Origin of the sequence: Clostridium sp. C8-1-8 (assembly GCF_009928445.1) — a bacterium.
In the GTDB taxonomy this organism is placed as follows: domain Bacteria; phylum Bacillota; class Clostridia; order Clostridiales; family Clostridiaceae; genus Clostridium_AR.
This window is the reverse complement of record NZ_JAABNO010000019.1, coordinates 55,021-73,049: the sequence shown is the minus strand read 5'-3', so window position 1 is coordinate 73,049 and position 18,029 is coordinate 55,021. Positions and strand designations below refer to the sequence as shown.

At 34.2% G+C, this 18,029-nt stretch carries 11 protein-coding genes and 1 other annotated feature (1 of these 12 running past the window's edge); all 11 genes read right to left on the bottom strand.

The window, feature by feature from the left end; genetic code table 11:
• Positions 1-877 precede the first annotated feature (877 nt).
• The gene (gene tuf / locus GXK57_RS17730; RefSeq protein ID WP_128211256.1) at positions 878-2,074 is read right to left on the bottom strand and encodes an elongation factor Tu; all 1,197 of its coding nucleotides are present in this window, start codon (positions 2,072-2,074) and stop codon (positions 878-880) included.
• A 45-nt stretch (positions 2,075-2,119) separates the two neighbouring features.
• Positions 2,120-4,183, bottom strand: a complete 2,064-nt coding sequence (gene fusA, locus GXK57_RS17725) for an elongation factor G (RefSeq protein ID WP_160678892.1) — start codon at positions 4,181-4,183, stop codon at positions 2,120-2,122.
• A 78-nt stretch (positions 4,184-4,261) separates the two neighbouring features.
• Positions 4,262-4,732, bottom strand: a complete 471-nt coding sequence (rpsG, locus tag GXK57_RS17720) for a 30S ribosomal protein S7 (protein WP_128211270.1) — start codon at positions 4,730-4,732, stop codon at positions 4,262-4,264.
• A gap of 142 nt (positions 4,733-4,874) precedes the next feature.
• The gene (gene rpsL / locus GXK57_RS17715; protein WP_160678890.1) at positions 4,875-5,252 is read right to left on the bottom strand and encodes a 30S ribosomal protein S12; all 378 of its coding nucleotides are present in this window, start codon (positions 5,250-5,252) and stop codon (positions 4,875-4,877) included.
• Positions 5,253-5,310: 58 nt separating this feature from the next.
• Entirely contained in the window at positions 5,311-5,550 is a 240-nt protein-coding gene (locus GXK57_RS17710; RefSeq protein ID WP_128211268.1) for a ribosomal L7Ae/L30e/S12e/Gadd45 family protein, read from the bottom strand.
• A gap of 153 nt (positions 5,551-5,703) precedes the next feature.
• Positions 5,704-9,240: a DNA-directed RNA polymerase subunit beta' gene (rpoC, locus tag GXK57_RS17705; protein WP_160678888.1), complete on the bottom strand. Its 3,537-nt coding sequence runs from the start codon at positions 9,238-9,240 to the stop codon at positions 5,704-5,706.
• Positions 9,241-9,261: 21 nt separating this feature from the next.
• Positions 9,262-12,960, bottom strand: a complete 3,699-nt coding sequence (gene rpoB, locus GXK57_RS17700) for a DNA-directed RNA polymerase subunit beta (protein ID WP_160678886.1) — start codon at positions 12,958-12,960, stop codon at positions 9,262-9,264.
• A 521-nt stretch (positions 12,961-13,481) separates the two neighbouring features.
• A complete protein-coding gene (ptsG, locus tag GXK57_RS17695) occupies positions 13,482-15,521 on the bottom strand; it encodes a glucose-specific PTS transporter subunit IIBC (protein ID WP_160678884.1) in 2,040 nt (679 codons plus the stop codon).
• Between the two features lie 230 nt (positions 15,522-15,751).
• Complete coding sequence (locus GXK57_RS17690) at positions 15,752-16,603, bottom strand: PRD domain-containing protein (protein WP_160678882.1); 852 nt, start codon at positions 16,601-16,603, stop codon at positions 15,752-15,754.
• Between the two features lie 424 nt (positions 16,604-17,027).
• Positions 17,028-17,390 carry a 50S ribosomal protein L7/L12 gene (gene rplL / locus GXK57_RS17685; protein WP_128211263.1) on the bottom strand — a complete coding sequence of 121 codons (363 nt, stop codon included), beginning with the start codon at positions 17,388-17,390 and terminating at the stop codon, positions 17,028-17,030.
• A gap of 50 nt (positions 17,391-17,440) precedes the next feature.
• Positions 17,441-17,944 carry a 50S ribosomal protein L10 gene (gene rplJ, locus GXK57_RS17680; protein ID WP_160678880.1) on the bottom strand — a complete coding sequence of 168 codons (504 nt, stop codon included), beginning with the start codon at positions 17,942-17,944 and terminating at the stop codon, positions 17,441-17,443.
• Positions 17,945-17,982: 38 nt separating this feature from the next.
• Positions 17,983-18,029: a sequence feature (ribosomal protein L10 leader region), on the bottom strand; it runs 80 nt beyond the window's last position.

Genomic DNA, 18,029 nt, shown 5'->3' with positions numbered 1-18,029 from the left:
TACTTCCACTTAATTAAACTAATTTATACCACTTATAAACCTATTTATTTACTAAAAGTCATATTACCAATCATATAAAATCATATAAAATAACATCTAAATCCATGCATTACATCAATTAATTCAAAACACATGCTTTAATTAGACAAATACAACACCTTATTGTATTCTTTTCTCGCATTAAAACCATTATATATACATCCAAAAGAAAAGTCTACTTATGAAATTGTTTACTTAACTCAGTATTATTTACCATCTTTTATTTGAATTATAATTTGAAAATAAACAATAAGCTTTTTGCACTTTTCATTTTTCACCCATACCTTTTTCTAATAAATATAATAACCAATTAATATGTTAACCTTATATAATTTTAATTCCCTACATAAATCTTTCTTATACAAATAAAATCAACAACTCTATTAATGTAAAGAATATAAGAGACAAAAAAGGCTTTGAGACTTTATTTTACATTTAGCCTTGTAGCATCTTCCTTTCCTAAACGCACAGGGAAAAATTCTGATAGGCGTATAAAATATCTTTTATACTATTTTACCTAAACAGCTATTACAATCCCTTTAAATAACCTGGTTTGATTAGAAAAGTTTTATACTAGGTTTTAAAAGAAAAAAATAGCGGGTAAAGACGTCTCTTTACCCGCTATCTTAAGGCCTTTTTGAACTTGTAAGTTGATTTTGCGCTTATCAACCTACGTTTAAGTATATACTCGAACATTTCCTTTACTCCAAATAACTTTCATAGTTCGCGCAAACTAATCTTATCATTCGAATTCAGGCATAAATTCCCGAAAGTTCAACCGGTACTAAAATATAAGACTTATAATAAACTTTTATAGCTAACTTTATTTATAGTATTATTATTTAGCAATAATGCTAGTAACAACACCTGAACCTACAGTTCTTCCACCTTCTCTTATAGCGAATCTTAATCCTTCATCCATCGCTACTTGAGTTATTAATTCAACATTCATATCAATGTGGTCTCCAGGCATAACCATTTCCATTCCTTCTGGTAACTTGATTGAACCTGTAACGTCTGTTGTTCTGAAGTAGAATTGTGGTCTGTATCCATCGAAGAATGGTGTATGTCTTCCGCCTTCTTCTTTCTTAAGTACGTATACTTGACCTACGAACTTGTCATGTGGATTTACTGATCCTGTCTTAGCTAATACTTGACCTCTTTCGATGTCTGTTCTTTGAACACCTCTTAATAGAGCTCCTATATTATCTCCTGCTTGTGCTTCATCTAGTAACTTTCTGAACATTTCTATTCCTGTTACTACTGTCTTTCTTCTTTCTTCTGAAAGACCTATTATTTCAACTTCTTCACCTACATGTAGTATTCCCTTTTCAACTCTTCCTGTTGCAACTGTTCCTCTACCTGTGATTGTGAATACATCTTCTATTGGCATTAAGAATGGCTTATCTGTTGCTCTTTCTGGTGTTGGGATATAGCTATCTACTGCATCCATTAACTCAGTTATGCATGCTGTTGCATCTGCATCTGTTGGGTTTTCTAATGCTTTTAATGCTGATCCCTTTATTACTGGAATGTCATCTCCTGGGAAGTTGTACTCGCTTAATAGTTCTCTAACTTCCATTTCAACTAATTCTAATAATTCTTCGTCATCAACCATATCTGCTTTATTTAAGAATACTACTATATAGTCAACACCAACTCTTGATGCTAGTAGTATATGTTCTCTTGTTTGTGGCATTGGGCCGTCTGCAGCTGATACTACTAGTATAGCTCCATCCATTTGTGCTGCTCCTGTTATCATGTTCTTAACATAGTCAGCATGTCCTGGACAGTCAACGTGAGCGTAATGTCTGTTTTCTGTTTGATACTCAACGTGTGCTGTGTTGATTGTGATTCCTCTTTCCTTTTCTTCTGGTGCCTTATCTATTTCGTCATACTTAAATGCTTCTGCAAATCCCTTGTTTGCTAATACTGTTGTGATTGCAGCTGTTAATGTTGTCTTACCGTGGTCTACGTGTCCTATTGTTCCGATATTTACGTGTGGCTTATTTCTTTCAAATTTAGACTTTGCCATTTTTGAATTCCTCCTTAAAATAACTTTATATAATTAAGCTATCTATTAAGCTTTTTTACCTGCTATTTGTTCTTGAATACTCTTTGGAACTTCTTCATAGTGGTCGAATACCATTGTGTAAACGCCTCTACCCTGAGTTCTTGATCTTAATGTTGTAGCATAACCAAACATCTCTGAAAGCGGAACGAATGCTCTGATAACTTGAGCTCCATTTAGAGCTTCCATACCTTCGATTCTACCTCTTCTTGAGTTAAGGTCACCCATAACATCTCCCATGTACTCTTCTGGCATAGTAACTTCAACCTTCATCATAGGCTCAAGTAATACTGGATTAGCTTTAGCCATAGCGTTCTTAAATGCCATAGATCCAGCAATCTTAAATGCCATTTCAGATGAGTCGACTTCATGGTATGATCCATGAACAACTTTTACTTTGAAGTTTATAACTGGGTATCCAGCTATAATACCATTCTTAGAAGCTTCTTGTATACCGTTGTCGATTGCAGGAATGTATTCTCTTGGAATAGCTCCTCCGACTACAGCGTTCTCGAATTTGTATTCTCCTTCAGTTGGTTCCATTTCAATTACGCAGTGACCGTATTGTCCTTTACCACCTGATTGCTTAGCATACTTAGCTTCTGCTTTAACTGCAGCTCTAATTGTTTCTTTATAAGCAACTTGAGGAGCACCTACATTACATTCAACCTTGAATTCTCTTGTAAGTCTATCAACTATAATTTCAAGGTGTAATTCACCCATACCAGCTATAATTGTTTGACCTGTTTCTTGGTTTGTGTAAGTTTTGAATGATGGATCTTCTTCTGCAAGTTTAGCAAGAGCTAAGCCCATCTTTTCTTGACCAGCTTTTGTCTTTGGCTCAATAGCAACATTTATAACTGGTTCTGGGAATTCCATAGACTCAAGAACTATTGGTTGGTCTTCGCTACATAAAGTATCACCAGTAGTAGTGTTCTTTAGTCCGATAACTGCTCCTAATTCTCCTGCTTCTAATTCTTCAACTTCTTCTCTAGAATTAGCATGCATCTTAACAAGTCTACCAATTCTTTCTTTCTTACCCTTTGTTGAGTTAAGTACATAAGTACCACTCTTCATAACACCTGAGTAAATTCTTGTAAATGCTAACTTACCAACAAATGGGTCAGTAGCTATCTTGAATGCTAACGCTGACATTGGAACATCATCTGATGCTTCTCTTGAATCAGCTTCACCTTCTAAGTTTGTACCTTGAACTGGAGGTATATCTAATGGTGATGGTAGATAATCAACAACACCATCGATCATTAATTGAACACCTTTGTTCTTATATGAAGAACCACATATACATGGTACTATTTGATTAGCTATAGTAGCTTTTCTTAAAGCTATCTTTAACTCTTCAGCAGTTATTTCTTCACCTTCAAGATATTTCATCATTAATTCTTCATCAGTTTCAGCAATAGCTTCAACCATAGCTGCTCTATATTCTTCAGCTTGATCTGCTAATTCTGCTGGTATTTCTTCTTCTCTAACATCTTTTCCAAGATCATCATAGTAGATTTCAGCTTTATTCTTTATAAGGTCTATTATACCTTTAAAGTTTTCTTCTGATCCAACTGGTATTTGTATTGGAATAGCATTAGCTTTTAATCTATCTCTAACTGTAGTAATACATCTGAAGAAATCTGCTCCAGTAGCATCCATTTTGTTTACATAAATCATTCTTGGAACACCATACTTATCTGCCTGTCTCCATACAGTTTCAGTTTGAGGTTCAACTCCTGATTTAGCATCAAGAACAGTAACAGCACCATCTAGTACTCTTAATGATCTTTCAACTTCAATTGTAAAATCTACGTGTCCTGGTGTATCTATTATATTTAATTCATGTTCTTTCCATACACATGTTGTTGCAGCAGAAGTAATTGTTATACCTCTTTCTTGTTCTTGAACCATCCAGTCCATTGTTGCTGCACCTTCATGTACTTCACCTATTTTATGACTTTTTCCTGTATAGAATAATATACGCTCAGTAGTTGTTGTCTTACCAGCATCTATATGAGCCATTATTCCGAAGTTACGGAACTTTTCTAACGAATATTTTCTAGCCATGAAACATTTCCTCCTCTCGCTTTATAATTATATAAATTCGACAAAACTGCTTTGGCACAAGCCAAAACAGTTTCAAAATTAGTATCTGTAATGAGCGAATGCTTTATTAGCCTCAGCCATTCTATGCATATCTTCTCTCTTCTTAACAGCTGCTCCAGTATTATTAGCTGCGTCTAAAAGCTCGTTAGCTAATCTTTCTCTCATGTACTTTTCGCCTCTGTTATTTGAAGCTGCAAGTAACCATCTAAGAGCTAGAGTCTGTCTTCTTTCAGGTCTAACTTCTATAGGAACTTGGTAGTTTGCTCCACCTATTCTTCTAGCCTTTACTTCTAGTAATGGCATGATGTTGTTCATAGCTGTTTCAAAAACTTCAAGAGCATCTTTACCTGTTCTTTGAGCCATAATTTCAAATGCATCGTAGCATATTTTTTGCGCTACTCCTTTTTTACCATCTTCCATAACATTGTTTATTAACTTTGTTACAACTTTTGAGTTGTATACTGGATCTGGTAATACATCTCTCTTCGCAATATGTCCTTTTCTTGGCACTTTTCTTCCCTCCTTAACAATTTAGTTTTAAGTTCATCGGTACTCGGTAAATTAATACCGTAAAGCGCTCTGACTTCTGCTATCTAAATAAACTTAATATAAATCTATGTAAATGCTGAAGACATAGCACTGTCAGCAAAAATTACTTTTGCTTTGGTCTCTTAGCACCATATTTTGATCTTGACTGCATTCTGTTAGCTACTCCAGCTGAGTCTAATGCTCCTCTAACTATGTGGTATCTAACACCAGGAAGATCCTTAACTCTTCCACCTCTTATAAGAACAACGCTGTGCTCTTGTAAGTTGTGGCCAACACCTGGGATGTAAGCTGTAACTTCATATCCATTAGTTAATCTAACTCTGGCAATTTTTCTAAGTGCTGAGTTAGGCTTCTTTGGAGTAATTGTTTTAACAACAGTACAAACTCCTCTTTTTTGAGGGCTTTCCTTAAGTGCTGGTGCAGTTGATTTAGTTGCTAGTGTCTTTCTGCCTTTTCTTACTAATTGGCTTATAGTTGGCATTCATTTCACCTCCTGAAAGTTTTTTGAACTATCTATATAAAATTAGGTGTTCGCTTAGTTACTCTAGCATAAGTGTGGCAGCAGAACCTACTTCTATGCCGCACATACGACCAAGTTCCTTCATTGTATTAATATACTTCACTTCAACACCATGTTCTTTAGCCAAATCCACTATAGGATTAACTAACTTTTGTTCAGCATCTTTAGCTATATATAGTGTTTTTCCTTCTCCACTTTTCATGGATTTGATACATTGCTTAGTGCCTATGACCTTTTTACCTAAAAGTCTGTCTATCATGAAAATACCTCCCTAATAAACAGTAACATGGAGGTAAAGCATAGAACTTCACCTCAATGCTATCATGTAAACAAGTTAATCTTGTAGAATTATGCTAAATCACACAAATTGTATTGTATCATCTATCAATTTTGCTGTCAATAAAATTAATTACTACTCTTCAAGAGCATTAGCTGTTTCTTTTTCAGCTAAAGCACTCTCCGTGCTCAATTTTACTGATCTATATCTCATCATTCCAGTACCAGCCGGAATAAGTTTACCAATTATTACATTTTCCTTTAATCCAAGAAGTGGATCTACTTTACCCTTTATAGCTGCATCAGTTAAAACTCTAGTAGTTTCTTGGAATGATGCTGCTGAAAGGAAACTATCAGTAGCAAGAGCTGCTTTAGTTATACCAAGAAGAACTTTTTCACCTTGAGCTAGTTCTCCTCCAAAAGCTTTAACTCTTTCATTTTCTTCATCAAAGTCAAACATATCTATCATTGTTCCAGGTAAAAGTTCAGTATCTCCTGATTCTGTCACCTTAACCTTTCTAGTCATCTGTCTAACAACTACTTCTAGATGCTTATCATTGATATCAACACCCTGTAGTCTATAAACTTTTTGAACTTCTGATAGAAGGTATTGTCTTGCTCCATCCACACCCTTTATTGCCATTACATCATGTGGATTTACTGAACCTTCTGTAACTTCATCTCCAGCTTCGATTATATTGCCATCTGAAACCTTAAGTCTTGATCCAAAAGGTATATCATAGCTATATTCTTCACCTTCGTTTGAAGTCACTACTACTACTCTCTTTTTCTTAGTTTCTTCTACTCTTACTGTTCCTGATATTTCACTTACTATTGCTAACCCCTTAGGTTTTCTTGCTTCGAAAAGTTCTTCAACTCTAGGAAGACCTTGAGTTATATCTGCTCCAACAACTCCACCTGTATGGAATGTTCTCATTGTAAGCTGTGTACCAGGTTCACCTATAGATTGAGCCGCAACTATACCTACAGCTTCACCAATGTTAATTTTTTGTGCAGTAGCCATGTTCATTCCATAACATCTAGCACATACTCCAACTTTAGCTTTACATGTAAATACAGATCTTATCTTAATTTTCTTAACGCCTGCAGCAACAACCTTATCAGCTATATCATTTTCTATATAAGATTGTGCAGGAACAATAACTTCATTAGTCTCTGGATGTACTATATCTTCAGCTATATATCTTCCTACAATTCTTTCTTTAATAGTTTCAATTGTTTCATTACCATCTTTTATTTCACTTACATATATGCCTTCTTCAGTACCACAGTCTTCATGTCTTACTATAACATCCTGACTTACATCAACAAGTCTTCTTGTTAAGTATCCTGAGTCAGCAGTCTTAAGAGCTGTATCTGCATTACCCTTTCTAGCACCATGTGTGGATATAAAGTACTCTGAAACGTCAAGACCTTCTCTAAATGAAGCTCTTATTGGCAACTCTATAATCTTACCGGATGGACTCGCCATAAGCCCTCTCATACCAGCAAGCTGCTTAATCTGAGACTTAGATCCTCTGGCTCCAGAGTCAGCCATCATGAATATAGGATTAAATTTATCCAAACTATCCATAAGAGCATTGGCAACTTCTTCAGTGGTCTTAGTCCACTTCTCTATAACTCTTTCATATCTTTCATCTTCTGATATGAATCCTCTTCTATACATCTTTTCAATCTTATCAATCGTTTCATCAGTTGCTCTAAGAAGTTCATATTTTGCTTGAGGCACTATCATATCAGATGCTGCTACTGTTACAGCTCCAATAGTTGAATAGTGATATCCTTGTGCTTTTATCTTATCAAGCATGATTGATGTCTTTGTTGGTCCGTGAACCATATAACAAGCATCTATAATCTGTCCAAGGGACTTCTTAGTTATTAAGAAATCTACTTCTAGATTAAATTCATCTGCTGGATTAGTTCTATCTACAAATCCTAGGTCTTGAGGTATAGATTCGTTAAATATTATTTTACCAATAGTAGTTTTGATACTACCAGACTTCTTAACACCATCAACAACCTTAGTCATTCTTACAAATATCTTTGCATGAATTTCAATTTCTTTTAATTGGTAAGCCATTAACGCTTCTTCAAAAGATGCAAAATGTTTGCCTTCTCCTTTAGCTCCATCCTTATCCATAGTTAGATAGTATGATCCTAATACCATATCCTGTGTAGGTACAGATACTGGCTTACCATCTGAAGGTTTAAGGATGTTTCCTGCTGCAAGCATTAAGAATCTTGCCTCAGCTTGAGCTTCTACTGATAGAGGCACATGGACAGCCATTTGGTCTCCATCAAAATCCGCATTATATGCTGTACAAACTAGAGGATGTAGTTTTATTGCTCTACCTTCTACAAGTATAGGCTGGAACGCTTGAATTCCAAGTCTGTGTAGAGTAGGAGCACGGTTAAGTAATACTGGATGGTCTGCTATTACATCTTCAAGCACATCCCATACTTGAGGCATTACTCTTTCTACCATTCTCTTAGCACTCTTTATATTATGAGCTACTCCATCTTGAACTAACTTTTTCATTACGAAAGGTTTAAATAATTCTAAAGCCATTTCCTTTGGAAGTCCACATTGGTACATCTTAAGTTCAGGCCCTACAACTATAACAGATCTTCCTGAGTAGTCAACTCTCTTACCAAGAAGGTTTTGTCTGAATCTACCTTGCTTACCTTTAAGCATGTCAGAAAGTGATTTTAGAGGTCTGTTTCCAGGACCAGTTACAGGTCTACCTCTTCTACCATTGTCAATCAAGGCATCTACAGCTTCTTGAAGCATTCTTTTTTCATTTCTTACTATTATGTCTGGGGCACCAAGATCTAATAGTTTTTTAAGTCTGTTATTTCTGTTAATAACTCTTCTATAAAGATCATTTAAATCTGATGTAGCAAATCTTCCTCCATCTAATTGAACCATTGGTCTTAAATCTGGAGGTATAACTGGAATTACATCAACAATCATCCACTCAGGCTTATTACCTGACTTTCTAAATGATTCTATAACTTCAAGTCTTCTTATAACCCTAACTCTTTTTTGTCCAGTGCTTGTTTTTAAATCTTCTTTTAGCTCAACTGATGATCTTTCTAAATCAATTTCAGCTAATAAATCCTTAACTGCTTCAGCACCCATTCCTGCAACAAAGCTCTCTTCACCATACTTATCTACAGCTTCTCTATATTCCTTTTCATTTAGAAGTTGCTTCTTAAGTAATGGTGTTTCCTTTGGATCTATAACTATATAAGATGCAAAGTATAAAACTTTTTCTAGAGCTCTTGGAGACATATCAAGTATTAATCCCATTCTAGATGGTATTCCTTTAAAGTACCAAATATGAGATACTGGGGCAGCCAGCTCTATATGCCCCATTCTCTCTCTTCTAACCTTAGCTTTGGTAACTTCAACACCACATCTATCACAAACAATACCTTTGTATCTAACTCTCTTATACTTACCACAATGACATTCCCAGTCTTTTTGTGGTCCAAATATTCTTTCACAGAACAAACCATCTCTTTCTGGCTTTAACGTTCTATAGTTTATAGTTTCAGGTTTTTTCACTTCACCTCTAGACCATTCTCTAATCTGTTCTGGAGATGCCAATCCTATTTGTAAAGCGTCAAAATTATTTAACTCAAACAAGGGTATATCCTCCCTTCACTTTTAGTGTTCATCATTAAAATCATCAAGTTCTAAGTCTGTATTGAATTCATCAAAATCCAAACTATCGTAGTCGATATCTTCTTCAGAATCTTCTGCGCTAGTATAGCTGTCGTCTACATCTGGAGTTTGTGGCACTAAATCTTCAGTACCTTCTATATTTACTTCTAATTCTTCTATATCTTCATCTACAAGTTCTTTAAGTCTAACTTCTTGATTTTCATCATTTAGAACTCTAACATCTAAACATAAAGCTTGTAATTCCTTAATTAGAACCTTGAATGATTCTGGTACACCAGGTTCAGGAATATTTTCACCTTTAACAATTGACTCATAAGTTTTAACTCTTCCTACGACATCATCTGATTTAACTGTTAAAATTTCCTGAAGTGTATGAGCAGCACCATAAGCTTCTAATGCCCAAACTTCCATTTCACCAAATCTTTGGCCTCCGAATTGAGCCTTACCACCTAGTGGTTGTTGTGTAACTAATGAGTATGGTCCAGTTGATCTAGCATGTATCTTATCATCAACTAAGTGGGCAAGTTTTAAGATATACATTATTCCAACAGTAACTTCATTATCAAACTCATCACCAGTTCTACCGTCTCTAAGTTTAGTCTTTCCATTTCTGTTGTATCCAGCTTGTTCTAGACAGTCTTCTATATCAGTTTCAGTTGCTCCGTCAAATACTGGAGTAGCTATATGCCATCCTAATCTAGAAGCAGCCCATCCTAGATGCACTTCTAGTACCTGACCTATATTCATACGAGAAGGTACTCCTAGTGGATTCAAGCATATCTGTAGCGGTCTTCCATCTGGTAAGAATGGCATATCTTCTTCAGGCAATACTCTAGATATAACACCCTTGTTACCATGTCTACCAGCCATCTTATCACCAACTGATATTTTTCTCTTTTGACAAATATAACATCTTACAAGCTCATTAACTCCTGGAGGTAATTCATCTCCATTTTCTCTTGTAAAGACCTTAACGTCTACTATTATACCTGCTTCTCCATGAGGAACTCTTAAAGAAGTATCTCTTACTTCTCTTGCCTTTTCACCAAATATAGCTCTAAGTAATCTTTCTTCTGCAGTAAGCTCAGTTTCACCCTTAGGTGTTACCTTACCTACAAGAATGTCACCTGATCTAACTTCAGCACCAATTCTTATTATTCCTCTATCATCAAGATCCTTTAATGCATCTTCACCTACATTTGGTATATCTCTTGTTATTTCTTCTGGCCCTAGCTTAGTATCTCTAGCCTCACATTCATATTCTTCAATATGAATAGAAGTAAATACATCTTCTCTTACTAGTTCTTCAGAAATAAGCATAGCATCCTCGTAGTTATAACCTTCCCAAGTTATGAAACCAATTCTTATATTTCTTCCTAAAGCTATTTCTCCAAGATCAGTAGAAGGGCCATCAGCTAAAACCTGATTCTTAGCAATCTTCTCTCCCTTAGAAATAATAGGTCTTTGGTTAATACAAGTACTTTGGTTACTTCTCTTAAACTTAAGAAGTCTATAAGTGTCTATACCACCATCGGAATCTCTCTTTATTCTTATTTCATTTGCACTTACATATATTGCTTCACCGGCATTTCTTGCCTTAGGTAAAACTCCTGAGTCTACAGCCGCCTTATATTCAATTCCTGTTCCAACTATAGGAGCTGCAGGTTTTAGAAGTGGAACTGCCTGACGTTGCATGTTTGATCCCATAAGAGCTCTTGACGCATCATCATTTTCCAAGAATGGTATCATCGCTGTAGCAACAGAAACAATTTGTCTTGGAGAAACATCGATTAAATCAACTTCTTCTCTAGGAACAAATAATACTTCACCTTTTTCTCTTACTGTAACTTTTTTATCAACAAAGTTACCTTCATCATCTATAGGTTCTTTTGCTTGAGCTATTAAGTATTGATCTTCTTCATCAGCGGTAAAGTATCTTATTTCATTAGTAGCTCTTCCAGTCTCCTTATCTACAACTCTATAAGGAGTTTCTATAAATCCATATTCATTAACTTTTGCAAAAGTTGCAAGTGAGTTAATAAGACCTATGTTTGGTCCTTCTGGAGTTTCTATAGGACACATTCTACCATAGTGAGAATGATGAACGTCTCTTACTTCGAAGCCAGCTCTTTCTCTTGAAAGACCTCCTGGTCCAAGTGCTGAAAGTCTTCTCTTATGAGTTAACTCAGAAAGTGTATTTATCTGATCCATGAATTGAGAAAGCTGCGAACTACCAAAGAACTCTTTAATAGCTGCTGCTACAGGTCTTATGTTAATCAACCCACCTGGAGTCAATCCTTCTTGATCCTGTATAGTCATTCTTTCCTTAACTACTCTTTCCATTCTTGAAAGACCAATTCTAAATTGGTTCTGTAGTAACTCACCTACAGATCTAAGTCTTCTATTACCTAAATGGTCTATATCATCAACATATCCTACACCCCAAGCTAAGCCTAATTCATAACTTATTGTAGCGAAAATATCATCTCTTACAATATGCTTAGGTATAAGTCTATTTATGTTTTTCTTTATAGCCGCTTTAATAGACTCTTCATCTGAATAATTTTCTTTAATTTCTTTTAAAGTTGGATAGTGAACTAGTTCTCTAATATTCAAATCATCAGTATTAAAGTTGAATTGTTTATGTATGTTAACAAAGTGGTTACCTATTACTCTAACAACCTTATCATCAACAATAATATCAACAATGTTAATTCCTGAATCTTGAATTTCTTCAGCCTTAGCTCTTGATATCTTTTCACCTTTGGAAACTAAAACTTCTCCAGTTTCAGGATTCACAATATCACTTGCAGCAACTTGGTTAGCAATTCTTAAATTTATAGCTAACTTTTTATTGAACTTGTATCTACCTACTCTTGATAAATCATATCTCTTTGCATCAAAGAATAATGAGTCTATAAGTGACACTGCACTATCAACAGTTGGTGGTTCACCTGGTCTTAATCTCTTATATATCTCTAGTAAAGCTTCTTCTTTTGTCTTAGTATTATCTTTTTCGATAGTAGCTTTGAATCTTTCATCTTCACCAAAGTATTCTACAAGCTCTTGATCACTTCCAAAGCCCATAGCTCTTGCTAATATGGTTATTGGTAGTTTTCTAGTTTTATCTATTCTTACATAGATAACGTCATTTGAGTCTGTTTCGTACTCTAACCAAGCACCTCTGTTTGGTATAACTGTTGAAGAATAAAGTTTCTTACCACTTTTATCAACAGCAAAGTTATAATATACCCCTGGAGATCTTACCAATTGTGAAACTATAACTCTTTCTGCACCATTAATAACAAATGTTCCTTGTTCAGTCATCAATGGGAAATCACCCATGAAAACTTCTTGTTCCTTAATTTCACCAGTTTCTTTGTTTTGGAGTCTGACTGCTACCTTTAGCGGAGCAGCAAATGTTGTATCTCTTTCCTTGCATTCTTCTACAGAATACTTGATATTATCCATATCAAGCTTGTAACCTACAAATTCAAGTACTAGATTACCAGTAAAGTTACCTATAGGATTAATATCATCAAATACTTCTTGAAGACCTTCATCCCAAAACCACTGATATGAATCTAATTGCACCTCAATTAGGTTCGGCATTTCTGCAACATCTTTTACCTTTCCAAAGCTCATTCTAGTTCTTTTTCCATTTTGGACAGGATGTACCATCAACTTTCACCCCTTGTATAAACTAAAATAACCAATAAACATAAAAATGTTATTGGAGTTAATACACTGCATCTAATTATTTTGCCTAAATCTTATAATTTAATTCATAACTTTCCAATTTATATGCGAAAAGTTATATTTCAATGCAATTAAATATACTACCATAACATTGAATAGTTGTCAATGAAATTTATAAAAATACATTATAATGTATTTATGGTAACTTTGCAAATACAATTTTTAATCAAATTCTTGCTAGTAGTAATTCAATCTAGTTTTTACATGATAAAGCTTTTATTTTCTTGTCCTTCATTTCAATTCACTATATTATTCAGTAAATCTCCAAGCTTTACAGTAAAAAGCACCTTCGTCTATTCTGCCTAATAATGTTTGTTTCTTTTAATACCACAGCTTATAAACGGACCACTAAATAAACATTTTATATTTTGCGTAGTTTTAGTATTTTATTCTTCTAAAATATAAACCTAGAGTTTTCACCTAGGTTTATATTTAATCCCCTATTATCTTTTAACTATTGATATAGCTCCTTTTTCTCCACTAACAACATCCTTATTGGAAGCTATTCTTATAACTTCATCTTCAGACATATTAGTGAAGATAACTGGAGATATTATAGACTTAGCATTTGCCCTTATATATTCTACATCAATTTTTAATAACGGCTCTCCTTTTTTAACCTTTTGTCCAACCTCTACTATTAGCTCAAACCCCTCACCTTTTAGATCTACTGTATCAATACCGACGTGAATAAGAAGTTCTCTACCATTTGACGCTATCATAGCAAATGCATGTTTTGTTGGGAATATCGAATCTATAATACCATCTACTGGAGCTACTACAACCCCCTCTGTTGGCTCTAATGCAAATCCATCCCCCATCAATTTAGATGAAAAAACATCATCTGGAACTTCTCTTAAATCTAATAACTTACCAGTCATAGGAACTACTATATTTTCAACACTAATAATTTCTTTACTATCTACCGTATCTTCTACTGCCAACTCTTGTTTAGCTATAGTTTTTACAGTAACTCTACCTAATATTATATCGTTTATCTGTGATTTTATTATATCAGACTTAGGTCCAAATATAGCTTGTATATTATCACCCACTTGCATCACACCAGCAGCACCAAGTTTCTTTAGCCTGTTACTATCAACTTTTCTAATATCATTTACTGTAACTCTTAGTCTTGTTATACACGCATCTAAATCCCTAATATTCTGTCTGTTTCCTAGCGCAGCTAATATACTTTCAGCTAAATCATCATTCTCTCCTTGTGGAACTGCATTTTCATTCTCTTCTTCATCTTCCCTACCTGGAGTTTTAAGATTAAATTTTCTTATTACAAATCTAAATCCAACATAGTAAATTATAGCAAATATCAATCCAACTGGTATAACTAACCACCATTCCGTCCTATTCGGTATGACTCCAAATAGTATATAGTCTATAGCTCCACCAGAGAATGTCATACCAATCTTTACATTTAATATATTCATTATCATAAATGATAACCCTGCAAATACACAATGAACAGCGAATAGTGCTGGTGCAACAAATAAAAATGAAAACTCGAGAGGTTCAGTTATTCCTGTTAAAAATGAAGTCAATGCAGCTGAAGCCATTATACTTCCAACTAAAATCTTCTTCTCCGGCTTAGCCTCATGATATATAGCTAGCGCAGCTGCTGGTAAACCGAACATCATGAATACAAACTTACCAGTCATGAAAGTACCTGCTGTAAATGGAACTCCATCATTAAGCTGAGCCATAAATATCTTTTGATCTCCCATAACAAGCTGCCCAGCTTTATTTGTGTATTCTCCAAATTGATACCAGAATGGATTGTAAAATATATGATGTAATCCAAATGGAATTAATGCTCTTTCTATTACACCAAATATAAATGCAGCTAAGGTCTTATTTGTATCAATCATCCCTCTAGAGAACTCCAAAAGACCATTTTGTATATGAGGCCAAATAAACGTCATTACCAAACCAACCAGTATAGCACTTGCAGCTGTAACTATAGGAACAAATCTCTTACCAGCAAAGAAACCTAAGTATGAAGGCAACTCAATCCTATAATATTTGTTAAACAAACTAGCTGCAATAACCCCTATTATTATCCCCCCAAATACTCCAGTTTGAAGTGTTGGCACACCTAATACATTTGCATACATTGGATCCTTCAACATGCTATCACTTACACCTAAGAATGTGCCCATAGTAACATTCATTATTAAAAAGCCTACCATTGCCGCTAGCCCAGCTACTCCATCTCCATCGCTTAAACCAACCGCAACACCTACCGCAAATAAAAGAGGAAGATTATTAAACACTATATTCCCTGCATTCTCCATAACTGAAGCAACAACTTGAATCCAATAGCTGTTTAATGCAGGCACTAAATTTAGGAACTGAGGATTTCTAAGCATGTTACCAAAAGCTAGTAATATACCTGCTGCTGGAAGAAGTGCAACTGGAAGCATGAGAGCTTTTCCCACACGTTGTAAAACGCCAAAAATTTTCTTCATTTTAATTCTCCTTTCATTTTGCGACATCTAAACATCAAATATTTAATCCTTTTCAAATAAGGTATTAGTATTCAAAACTTATTATATTATAAAGAATATGTGTATAAATATCCAGCATTAATGCAGTAACATTTATTTTTCCTTCATAAGAATAATAGACCCAAATCTATTGCAATAACAACATTAAGCAATAAACTTAGGTCTTGCCTGTACACTCAGTAACAACCCTTTTATTCAATTTTAGAACGTATTACACTAATAACTCTATGTATATGTAGACTCAAATATACAAGTTCGTCTTCCATGACTTCATAATTATATTTATTTTCTACAAAGGTCTTTATCTTTAAAGAGCATTTATATGCCTCTTTGTGTTTTTGCCTTACTAAGTCTAAAAACTCACTATCAGTCTTTCCATTCTTTTCACTAGTTACTATTCTCTTAGCGAAAAACTTCAAGTGAGTTAACAACCTATCATAATTCAAATCGTCTTCTATAAATTCTACAGAAAAATAATACCTTATTATATTCAATACATCTCTTACGATATTGGTTAATATATAAGATTCACCAATATTATCTGTATAACTAGCATTTACTATATGAAGTGATATAAACCCTGACTCATCTATTGGCAACGATGTATTTAGTCTCTGATTAATATACTGCACAGCCCATTGACCTATTTCATATTCTTCCTTATGAACTCTTCTTATTTCTACCAACAAACTATTTTGAACAACTATATCATTAGCAAGTCTTTTTATAGCAAAAGCTATATGATCAGCTAAGGCAACATATATATGATTATCTAATTTACGTTTCAATTTCTCTTCAGCTTTTTTTACTATATCTCCAGTAATGTGTATAATCTCTATCGGTATCTCCTCGATAAGTTTCTTAAACTTATCGCTATCATTAGGATTATCCATTATAAATATCTTTTCTATTTTACTTTCTTCAACTTCTTGACCTATTTTTTTCTTAAAAGCTAATCCATTACCCATGAGAATTTTTTCTCCTCTGGTTTTGGGATCTACAGTAATTACAACATTGTTATTCAATATTTTTTCTATTATCATAGATTACCCCACTTTCACTTTTAGTATAATTTAGAAAGATAAAATTAATACCTAAATTAAAATCAACTATCAATATGTAATAGTTTACTTTAATTTAGGTATTGCCTGAATATCAGTAACAATCCATACATATTATATATAAGTATATTAACTGTTATAAACATATCACTGGACATTAATTTTGTCAACAACTAGTTTAAGCTATATATTTTATGTAAAAAACAACAAAAAACTTTTTCAGTAAGCTTTTTTTGTTTAGTTGCCTTTTCCAATGTATATAAATCAATCAAATGAGTTTTACACTATATATTGTAAAGTCTATCACAAGCTTTTGATATTACTAGATTTATTTAATAAAAAAGCTTATAGTTTGCTAATACATTAAATAAAGACACCGCTTTATAGCAGTGTCTTTAGTTAAAAACTACTTTATTTCTACAGCAGCTCCAACTTCAGCTAACTTAGCTTTCATAGCTTCAGCATCTTCTTTTGAAACGCCTTCTTTAAGTGTCTTAGGAGCTCCGTCAACTATTTCCTTAGCTTCCTTTAATCCAAGACCAGTTATTTCTCTAACTGCCTTTATAACCTTTATCTTTTCAGCACCAGCGCTAGCTAATACTACGTCGAATTCAGTCTTTTCTTCTGCAGCAGGAGCAGCAGCGCCACCAGCAACAGCAACAGGAGCAGCAGCACTAACTCCAAATTCTTCTTCACAAGCCTTTACTAATTCATTTAATTCTAAAACAGTCATACTCTTTATAGCTTCGATTATTTGTTCCTTATTCATGTTTCGCACCTCCGAAATTTTTCAGTTAATTTATATTTAGTTCTTCAAGATTATTCAGCAGATTCTGCTTCTTTCTTGTCTTTTACAGCATTTAATAAGTAAGCAAGATTTGATAGTGGAGCCTTGAAGCTTCCAAGAAGTTTTGCAATAAGAACTTCTTTTGATGGTATTGATGCAAGTTGGTTAACCTTATCTTGATCAAATATAGCTCCATCAACTATACCAGCTTTAAGTTCAAGCTTCTTATGAGTTTTAGCGAAATCAGCTAAAATTCTTGCAGGAGCCGTAACATCTTCGTATCCAAATGCTATTGCAACTGGTCCTTCAAGATATTGAACAATACCTTCATGACCTAGTTCTTTAGCTGCTAATGTAACCATAGTGTTCTTATAAACCTTATATTCTACACCAGCTTCTCTTAAAGCTTTTCTTAATTCAGTATCTTCTTCAACTGTCAAACCTTGATAGTCTGCAAGAATAACTGATTGAGCTTTCTCTAACTTTTCTTTAATTTCAGCAACTTTTGCTTCTTTTAATTCTCTATTCTTGTTCATTACTGTGTGTCCACCTCCTCACAGTTTACAACTGCTTTATATAAATAAGAAAGGTCTTTCCGCAGACATACGAAAAGACCATTAC

What these genes read in the sequence shown, in the direction of transcription:
- tuf (WP_128211256.1), bottom strand. Translation starts at nt 2,074, where the DNA reads ATGGCAAAGTCTAAATTTGAAAGAAATAAGCCACACGTAAATATCGGA.
- fusA (WP_160678892.1), bottom strand. Translation starts at nt 4,183, where the DNA reads ATGGCTAGAAAATATTCGTTAGAAAAGTTCCGTAACTTCGGAATAATG.
- rpsL (WP_160678890.1), bottom strand. Translation starts at nt 5,252, where the DNA reads ATGCCAACTATAAGCCAATTAGTAAGAAAAGGCAGAAAGACACTAGCA.
- GXK57_RS17710 (WP_128211268.1), bottom strand. Translation starts at nt 5,550, where the DNA reads ATGATAGACAGACTTTTAGGTAAAAAGGTCATAGGCACTAAGCAATGT.
- rpoB (WP_160678886.1), bottom strand. Translation starts at nt 12,960, where the DNA reads ATGGTACATCCTGTCCAAAATGGAAAAAGAACTAGAATGAGCTTTGGA.
- ptsG (WP_160678884.1), bottom strand. Translation starts at nt 15,521, where the DNA reads ATGAAGAAAATTTTTGGCGTTTTACAACGTGTGGGAAAAGCTCTCATG.
- GXK57_RS17690 (WP_160678882.1), bottom strand. Translation starts at nt 16,603, where the DNA reads ATGATAATAGAAAAAATATTGAATAACAATGTTGTAATTACTGTAGAT.
- rplL (WP_128211263.1), bottom strand. Translation starts at nt 17,390, where the DNA reads ATGAATAAGGAACAAATAATCGAAGCTATAAAGAGTATGACTGTTTTA.
- rplJ (WP_160678880.1), bottom strand. Translation starts at nt 17,944, where the DNA reads ATGAACAAGAATAGAGAATTAAAAGAAGCAAAAGTTGCTGAAATTAAA.